The following is an 8161-nucleotide window of genomic DNA, read 5'->3' as shown; positions in this document are numbered from 1 at the left end:
GACGGTCTCCTTGACGAACTCGTACGCCTTGTCGATGAAGGTCAGCGTCTGCTGCAGGTCGATGATGTAGATGCCGTTGCGGTCGGTGAAGATGAACCGCTTCATCTTGGGATTCCAGCGACGGGTCTGATGCCCGAAGTGAGTGCCGCTGTCGAGCAGCTGCTTCATGGTTACTACGGCCATGGTTATGCCTTTGTGTCGGTTGTCGCCCGCATCGGGTGAAGACGGGCCCTGGTGTCTGCGGGATGCCGGACCCGTATGGCGACGGGACCGCGCGGCATCCGTGTACTTGCAGACACGCGAAGTCAGTCCGTTGGTACGGGCTGCGGGAAGCAGTTTACACGGTCTCAGCAGGTGCTTTGTCCACAGTGCTGGCTGGCTGGGTTGGCGGTGCCGCGGTGAACTGGGGATATGCGATGGGTGCCGGTGATCTTGACCGCGGCGCTGATCTGGACGTGCCCGGCCCGCGGAGACGCGCCGACCAGCGCCCGCCTGGACTGGCCGCTGCGGCCGCACCCGGCGGTGGTGCGAACCTTCGACGCCCCGGCGCCGGACTGGAATCGCGGCCATCGCGGCGTGGACTTGGCGGGCACGCCGGGCCAGCCGGTGTATGCCGCGGGCGCGGGAACCGTGGTGTACGCCGGGACGCTGGCCGGCCGGCAGGTGGTGTCGTTGGCCCATCCGGGTGGTTTGCACACCAGTTACGAGCCGGTGCAGGCTCGCGTGCGGGTTGGACAGCTGCTGACCGCGGGGACGGTGATCGGCGAATTGTCTGCCGGGCATCCGGGCTGCCCGGCAGCGGCGTGTTTGCACTGGGGAGCGATGTGGGGTCCGGCCGCCCGCGCCGATTACGTCGATCCGCTGGGGTTGCTGGCGTCCACGCCCATTCGACTGAAGCCGCTGAATCGTTGAGTTGCGCAACTTTCGTAGCATCAGCCACAGGAGTCTCAGCCCAGGGGTGCGGTCAGGCCCGCGGATGGGCCCGGTCGTGCACCGCGCGCAATCGGGCGACCGTGACATGGGTGTAGAGCTGGGTGGTGGCCAGGCTGGAATGGCCCAGCAACTCCTGCACGACACGCAGGTCAGCGCCGCCCTCGAGCAGATGCGTGGCCGCGCTGTGTCGCAGCCCGTGCGGCCCCATATCAGGTGCGCCGTCCACCGCGGCGACGGTCTGGTGCACGACGGTGCGGGCTTGTCGCACGTCGAGCCGGCGGCCCCGCGCGCCCAGCAGCAGCGCCGGCCCTGACTCCGCGGTGGCCAGCGCGGGACGCCCGTCGGCCAGCCAGGCGCGTAACGCATCGGCGGCCGGCTCCCCGAACGGCGCCGTGCGCTGCTTGTCGCCCTTGCCGAGCACGCGCAGCACGCGATGTCCGGTGTCGACGTCGTCGATGTCCAGGCCGCACAGCTCGCTGACCCGGATCCCGGTCGCGTACAGCAGCTCGACGATCAATCGGTCCCGCACTGCCAGCGGATCGCCTTGCTGGCAACCGGATTTCGCGGCCGCCATGGCGGCAAGGGCCTGATCCTGTCGCAATACCGCGGGCAGGGTGCGACGCGACTTCGGCACTTGTAGCCGAGCAGCCGGGTCGTCCGTCAGCAGCCCCTGTCGCACTGCCCACGCGGTGAACGCCTTGACCGCCGAGGTGCGGCGCGCCAAGGTGGTGCGGGCCGCACCGGCGCCCGCCCCGGCGGCCAGCCACGACCGCAGCATCGGCAGGCTCAGCCCACGCAGGCCGGCCCCGGGCGCGCGTTGATCCAGGAAGGCGAACAACGACCGCACGTCGCCCAGGTAGGCGCGACGAGTGTGCGCCGAGCGACCGCGCTGCAGTGCCAGGAAGTCGTCGAACTCGTCGAGGATCGCCTCCACTACCCCACGGTCGCAGACGCCGGCGATCTGACTCAGCTGACGCGCCGCAAGGTGTCCGGAGTGAGATCGGCTAGTGCCGAATACCCGTCGACGGCCATGGTCAGGTCGGCTTCGGCCAGCAGCGCGCGCAGCACGTGCACGATGCCGTCGACACCGCCCAGCGCCAGGCCGTAGGCGTAGGGGCGCCCGATGCCCACCGCGGTCGCCCCGAGCGCGAGGGCCTTGACGATGTCGGCGCCGCTGCGGACGCCGGAGTCGAACAGCACCGGCAGCCCGTCGGCAGCTTCGACCACGTCCGGCAAGCAGTCCAGCGCGGGCAAGCCGCCGTTGGCCTGCCGGCCGCCGTGGTTGGAGCAGTAGATGCCGTCGACACCGCCGTCCTTGGCGCGACGCGCGTCGTCGGGGTGGCAGATGCCCTTGACGATCAGCGGCAACTTGGTCAGCGAGCGCAGCCACGGAAGGTCATCCCAGGTCAGCGGGTTGCCGAAGACCTGCGCCCAGCGCAGCACGACGGCCTGCGGGTTCTCTTCGGGCGGCGCCGGCAGGCTGGCCCGAAATACCGGGTCACTGGTGTAGTTACTCAGGCAATGTCCGCGTAGTTGGGGGAAGTTCGCGGTGCTCAGGTCTCGAGGGCGCCAACCGGGCACCCAGGTGTCGAGGGTGACGACGATGCCCTTGAAACCGGCCGCCTCGGCGCGATGCACCAGGCTGGCAGCCAGGTCACGGTCGGTCGGGGTGTACAGCTGGAAGAATCCCGGGGTTTCGCCGAACTCGGCCGCGACGTCCTCGAGCGGGTCGGCGGTCAACGTCGACATCACCATCGGCACCCCGGTGCGTGCGGCGGCGCGGGCGGTGGCCAAGTCGCCGTGGCCGTCCTGGGCGCAGATGCCGATCACACCGATGGGCGCCATAAATATCGGCGATGGCAACGTCAGGCCGAACAGCTCGACGGACAGGTCACGTTCCTTGGCGCCGACGAACATCCGGGGCATCAGCCCCCAACCTTCGAAGGCGGTGCAATTGGCCCGCTGCGTGCGCTCATCGCCGGCGCCGCCGGCGACATACGACCACACCCACGGTGGCAGCGCCGCCGCGGCCTTGGCCTCCAGTTCGGCATGGGCCATCGGCAACAACGGCACCACTCCGGAGAGGCCCTGCAAGTAGATCTCGAACTGGTAGTCCCCAAATGCCATGACCGCCAGAATGCCAGTTGGCGATCAGTCGGCTGCGCCGGCCGCCGCTTCGGCAGCCGCGAGTTCCTTCTTCCACTGCCGGAACGTCTCCTCGGTGCGACCGCGCCGCCAGTAACCCGAGATCGACGCCCACTTCGCCGCCACTTCGCGGTCTTTGCGGATATAGGGCCGAAGGTTGTGCATGACCGCCTGCGCTTCGCCGTGGATGAAGGCGTGCACCTGCCCGGGAAGCCACGGGGCGGACGTGACCGCCTCGATCAACGGCGCGTGGTCGCCGGCTCTGTCCTCACCGATCAGATCGGCTCGCCCACCGCGGTAAATCCAATTGATCTGGACATCGTCCGGTGCAATCAGCGGGATTTCCTCCTCGGGCCCGGCGATCTCGATGAACACTTGGCCAATTGCGTTGGCGGGCAACGCTTCAAGCGCAACACTAATGGCGGGCACGGCGGTCTCATCGCCAGCCAGCAGGTGCCAGTCGGCGGCTGGATCCGGTGCGTAGGCGCCAGCGGGCCCCATCAGGTACACCGGTTGGCCGGGCTCGGCGCTTGCGGCCCACAGTCCGGCCGTGCCGTGCTCGCCGTGCACGACGACGTCGATGGCGATCTCGCGGGCAGCCGGGTCGGCACGCCGTACGGTAAGCGTCCGCACCACCGGCTGCTTGGCGGCCGGCAGGTCGGCAAAACTGTCCAGCGTCAACGGACGGGGCAGGCCGGCCATATCGACGTCGTCGTCGACGACTACCAGCTTGACGTAGGAGTCGGTGAATTCGCTCGGTGTGAATGTGTCAAACCCGCTGCCGCCGAGCACAACCCGGACCATGTGCGACGTGACTTCTTCGCTGCGCACCACTTCGAAGGTGTGCACTGGTCGACCGGCCACGCAGTTCCTCCCCTTCACAGCTGACCCCGTCGACTATACGAGCCACCGCCGTCACGGTGTCGGGCTGCGATTGCGGATGATGCCCCAGCGGCCGTCGTGTCGCTCGGCCAGACCGGCGACCTCGAGCATCGCCAGCGGCGCCAGGATGCGCGCCGGCTCCAACGCGGCGGCGACGGCGATCTCGTCGACCGTCGCGACCCCGCGCCCCGGCAGCGCCTCATAAACCTGCAGCTCGTCGTCGCTGAGCCCGTCCAGCGGCGTTGCCGGGTGAGGCTGCTCGGGCGCCAGCTCACCAACCCGGCCCACCAGCTCGACGATGTCCCCTGCGCGGGTGACAACCTCGGCGCCGGCGCGCAGCAAAGCGTGGCATCCCGTCGACGCCGACGAGGTGACCGGCCCGGGCACCGCGCCCACCACCCTGCCCAACGCTCGTGCCCACGCGGCGGTGTTTGCCGCGCCGCTGCGCAAACCGGCCTCCACCACCACCGCCGCTCCGGCGAATGCGGCGACCAAACGGTTGCGCGTCAGGAACCGGTGCCGTGCCGGTCGCACCCCCGGCGGGTATTCGGTGACCAACAATCCGCTGCTGGCGATACGATGCAGCAACCCGGAATGTCCAGCGGGATAAGGGATATCAAGACCTCCCGCCAAGACTGCGACAGTGACGCCCTGCGCAGCCAGTACCGCGCGGTGGGCCGCGCCGTCGATGCCGTAAGCCCCGCCGGAAACCACCGCCACGTCCTGCTCGGCCAGCCCGGCCGCCAGGTCGGCAGCCACCTGCTCGCCATAGCTGGTCGCCGCCCGCGTTCCGACAACGGCTGCCGCCCGCTGCGCCGTCTCATCCAGCCGTGCCGGCCCGATTGCCCACAACACCAGCGGCGGTCTGCCCTGTGGCTTCACCGCGACTGCGTCGCCGCCGAACGCGGTGAACGCCAGGATCGGCCACTCATCGTCGTCGGGCGTGATCAGCCGACCGCCGCGGCGAGCAAGCAGTTCGAGATCATCTGCCGCCCTGTCGATTTCGCGCCTTGCCTCAGTGTGACGGGCCAAGACGTCATCGACCTGCCCCTGCCGCACTCGGTCGGCCGCTTCTACCGGCCCCGCTTGATCCACCAGGGCCGCGAGTTGAGCGCAGGGCGGCTCGACCACCCGGGACAGGTAGGCCCATGCTCGCAACGTCAGCTCGGTCATCGTGCGGCTCCGGGTTGACGGAAGCTCAATGCGATGGCCACCTCATCGCGCCCGGGCGACGTGCGACCCACCAGATCGGACAATGTCCAAGCGACTCGCAGCGTGCGATCGACGCCCCGGATACTGAGCAGACCCCGTTCCAGCGCGCTGCGCAACGGCTGCATCGCCGCACAGCCAAGCCGGAACCGGCGTCGCAGCAGCGTTCCGCTGACCTCGGCGTTGGTGCGAAATCCATGGGGGCGCCACCGCTCGGTTGCCGCATCACGGGCCAATGCCACCCTGCTCCGCACCTGAGCCGTCGACTCGGCCTCGGTGGTCGCGAACGCACTCATCCGCACCGGATGCATTTCGACTCGCAAGTCGACGCGATCCAGCAACGGCCCCGACAACCGGCCCAGATAGCGGCGTTTGACCGCTGCCGCGCAGATGCAGTCACGCGGATCCGCCGGGGCGCAGGGACACGGGTTGGCGGCCATAACTAATTGAAAGCGGGCCGGATAGCATGCCACCCCGTCTCGGCGGGCAAGGCGAATCTCACCGTCCTCCAACGGCGTTCGCAATGCCTCCAATACGCTGACGCCAATCTCTGCGCATTCGTCGAGAAAAAGAACCCCGCGGTGCGCCCGGCTGACGGCGCCCGGCCGGGCCATTCCCGAGCCACCGCCAACCAGCGCCGCGACGCTGGAACTGTGATGCGGCGCAACGAACGGCGGCCGGGTGATCAGCGGCGTGGCATCCGACAGCAGGCCGGCCACCGAGTGAATAGCGGTGACCTCTAACGACTCGCTGTCAGAAAGTGATGGAAGAAGCCCCGGAAGACGTTGCGCCAGCATCGTTTTACCCACACCCGGCGGGCCGGTGAGCATCAGGTGATGCGCCCCGGCGGCGGCCACCTCGACGGCGAAGCGGGCCTGGGTCTGCCCCACGACGTCGGCCAGATCCGCAGACGGCTCAGCCTCCGGAACGACCCCGCTGATCCGCTCATCGAGCTGCGCCGATCCGCTGAGCCAGGCCTGTAGCTGCGCCAAGGTGCGCACGCCCCAGACCTCGATGCCGTCGACCAGGCTGGCTTCAGGCAGGTTCTCCACCGGAACCACCGCGGCTTTCCATCCCTCACCCTTGGCCGCCAGCACGGCCGGCAATACCCCGCGCACCGGCCGAACCCGTCCGTCGAGAGCCAATTCGCCCAGCACCACGGCTGCCTCCAGCTGTCGCCACGGCGTCTTCCGCTGCGCCGACAACACCGCAGCCGCCAGCGCCAAGTCATAGACCGAGCCCATCTTCGGCAGCGTTGCCGGTGAAAGTGCCAGCGTGAGGCGGGACATGGGCCAGCGGTTGTTGCAGTTGGTGATCGCTGCGCGGACCCGGTCTCGCGACTCCTGCAATGCAGCGTCAGGCAGACCCACCAGGTGCACACCCGGCAGGCCCGAGGTGATATCGGCTTCGATCTCGACGATCTCGCCGTCCAATCCCAGCACCGCGACCGAAAACGCGCGCCCCAGCGCCATCAGCCGATTCCCTGCAGGTGGGTGATTTCCGGAGTGCGACGCCGGCCGATGCGCACGCCGATCACGTCGATGCGGATGGCCGCCCAGCGTTGCTCTTGACTGGCCAGCCAGATCGCGGCCAGCCGACGCAGTCGGCGCGCCTTCCGCTCGGTCACCGCGTGTGCCAGACCGCCGAAACCGTCGCCGGTGCGGGTCTTGACCTCGACGAACACCACAGTGTTCGTCGTCGGGTCGACGGCGATCACATCCAACTCGCCGTACCGGCAGCGCCAGTTGCGGCTCAGGATCCGCAGCCCCAGCCCGGTCAGGTGATCGGTGGCCAGCTGCTCACCGAGCGCTCCGATTTCCGCCCGCGTCAACATCGTCATGCGGCCACCCTGCGGCAGCGCACCGACGCGGATATACACCGCGCCGCTGTAGATGCGAGATGGTGACCGGTTATCCCCAGTTGCGAGACAGTCCACAGCACGCGTCGTTGCCAGCGACCCGTCGCGTCTTTCTAGTACTGGTGGTGGGCCATCCGTGCTCCCCCGCTGCCGTCGTCGCCGTCGGCGGCCAGCGCGGGCACCATCTCGCTCGTCACCAGGCCTTGTTCGCGAGTGATTTCATCGACTACGTCGAAGGACGCGGCGATGTTGTTCGGGGTGTCGATGATGATGGTCACGACCGGGACATGCCGGCCCAACGAGAACAGCTTGTCACCGTGCGGAGCGTGGTCACCGTGGAAGCCCCGGATTCCGCGCAACACGGTTGCCCCGTGTGACGATTCGTGTTCCCGGAGTCGTTGGATCAGCGCACGGTGTATCGGCATGCCGTCGAAGCGTGCGGATTCCGAGGAGTAGACCATCAACTTCTGCCAAAGAGCCAAGCCGTGTTCGTCGGTTCCGGGCAGAGCGTGTGGTCGTTCCAAGAGTTGGCCGTCGCGCTTGCACACCCGGACCCGTTCGAGCGTGACGAGGGGGCGCCTCAGGAGCCCGCCAATCTCGGGCAGCACCCGGCCGATCCGCTCGCCGCTGCCGACGGCGATGATCATCATCGGCACGTCGGGGTTTCGGCCGAAAAACTTCGCTCGTTCCCGCTGGCCACGAATGGTGCCATCGACGCCCAAGAAGACCGATGCCCCCGCGAGTTGGCGCCGGTAGAGCAGATCGCACACCGCGACGAAGGCGGGCACGTCGTAGACCCGCTCCTTGCGGCCGACGTAGATCGTGAGTTTTGTGGCCTCGTGATATTGATCAGACAGTTCGACAGTATGGATGTCGTCATGCAGCAACCGGGCACGCTCCAGGCTGATCAGTCCGCGCTTGTTCACGGCCAGAACGGATTCGAGCAACCCGTCGATGACAGGTTTGGTGTCCGCCGCGATCACCGCGACTGGGGGGTCCTCTGACAGGCTCAGGGACTGGTCCGTTCGAAAGTGGCGGCGCGACCCGAAACCGGCGATACCGCGGAGCACGATGCTGGTTGCGACGCGTTGTTGTTCGTATATATCGAGCATCGTCTCGGCCACGAAGCGACGA

8 protein-coding genes and 1 pseudogene are annotated in these 8161 nt (G+C 68.1%); 1 reads left to right on the top strand and 8 read right to left on the bottom strand.

Annotated features, from left to right (window positions below):
* Nucleotides 1-183, bottom strand: a 183-nt coding sequence (rpsB, locus tag VEI45_RS05180; protein ID WP_324850787.1) for a 30S ribosomal protein S2, incomplete at its 3' end; no start/stop codon positions are given.
* A gap of 306 nt (nt 184-489) precedes the next feature.
* Here rpsB and VEI45_RS05175 point away from each other — a divergent pair.
* A pseudogene (locus tag VEI45_RS05175) lies at nt 490-906 on the top strand (M23 family metallopeptidase); the annotation flags it as partial.
* Nucleotides 907-964: 58 nt separating this feature from the next.
* On the opposite strand, the gene VEI45_RS05170 reads toward VEI45_RS05175, so the two are convergent.
* The 7 genes from VEI45_RS05170 to VEI45_RS05140 form a co-directional block, all read right to left on the bottom strand.
* The gene (locus tag VEI45_RS05170) at nt 965-1867 is read right to left on the bottom strand and encodes a tyrosine recombinase XerC (protein WP_324850784.1); all 903 of its coding nucleotides are present in this window, start codon (nt 1865-1867) and stop codon (nt 965-967) included.
* 32 nt (nt 1868-1899) lie between these two features.
* On the bottom strand, nt 1900-3060 hold the full coding sequence (locus VEI45_RS05165) for an alpha-hydroxy-acid oxidizing protein (RefSeq protein ID WP_324850782.1): 1161 nt from the start codon (nt 3058-3060) through the stop codon (nt 1900-1902).
* Between the two features lie 24 nt (nt 3061-3084).
* Nucleotides 3085-3942 (bottom strand): siderophore-interacting protein, encoded by an 858-nt coding sequence (locus VEI45_RS05160; protein ID WP_324850780.1) that lies wholly within the window; start codon nt 3940-3942, stop codon nt 3085-3087.
* Nucleotides 3943-3993: 51 nt separating this feature from the next.
* The gene (gene dprA / locus VEI45_RS05155) at nt 3994-5133 is read right to left on the bottom strand and encodes a DNA-processing protein DprA (RefSeq protein ID WP_324850778.1); all 1140 of its coding nucleotides are present in this window, start codon (nt 5131-5133) and stop codon (nt 3994-3996) included.
* The gene (locus VEI45_RS05150; protein WP_324850776.1) at nt 5130-6641 is read right to left on the bottom strand and encodes a YifB family Mg chelatase-like AAA ATPase; all 1512 of its coding nucleotides are present in this window, start codon (nt 6639-6641) and stop codon (nt 5130-5132) included. The genes dprA and VEI45_RS05150 overlap by 4 nt, the downstream gene beginning before the upstream one ends.
* Nucleotides 6641-7009 carry a YraN family protein gene (locus tag VEI45_RS05145; RefSeq protein WP_324850774.1) on the bottom strand — a complete coding sequence of 123 codons (369 nt, stop codon included), beginning with the start codon at nt 7007-7009 and terminating at the stop codon, nt 6641-6643. Before VEI45_RS05145 ends, VEI45_RS05150 begins: the two co-directional genes overlap by 1 nt.
* Before the next feature lie 131 nt (nt 7010-7140).
* Nucleotides 7141-8161: DUF190 domain-containing protein (locus VEI45_RS05140; RefSeq protein WP_324850772.1), on the bottom strand; the 1021-nt coding region annotated here is incomplete at its 5' end.

This window comes from Mycobacterium sp. (genome assembly GCF_035623875.1).
GTDB lineage: Bacteria > Actinomycetota > Actinomycetes > Mycobacteriales > Mycobacteriaceae > Mycobacterium.
This window is presented reverse-complemented; position numbering and strand designations above follow the sequence as displayed.

What these genes read in the sequence shown, in the direction of transcription:
- VEI45_RS05145 (WP_324850774.1), bottom strand. Translation starts at nt 7,009, where the DNA reads ATGACGATGTTGACGCGGGCGGAAATCGGAGCGCTCGGTGAGCAGCTG.
- VEI45_RS05165 (WP_324850782.1), bottom strand. Translation starts at nt 3,060, where the DNA reads ATGGCATTTGGGGACTACCAGTTCGAGATCTACTTGCAGGGCCTCTCC.
- dprA (WP_324850778.1), bottom strand. Translation starts at nt 5,133, where the DNA reads ATGACCGAGCTGACGTTGCGAGCATGGGCCTACCTGTCCCGGGTGGTC.
- VEI45_RS05150 (WP_324850776.1), bottom strand. Translation starts at nt 6,641, where the DNA reads ATGGCGCTGGGGCGCGCGTTTTCGGTCGCGGTGCTGGGATTGGACGGC.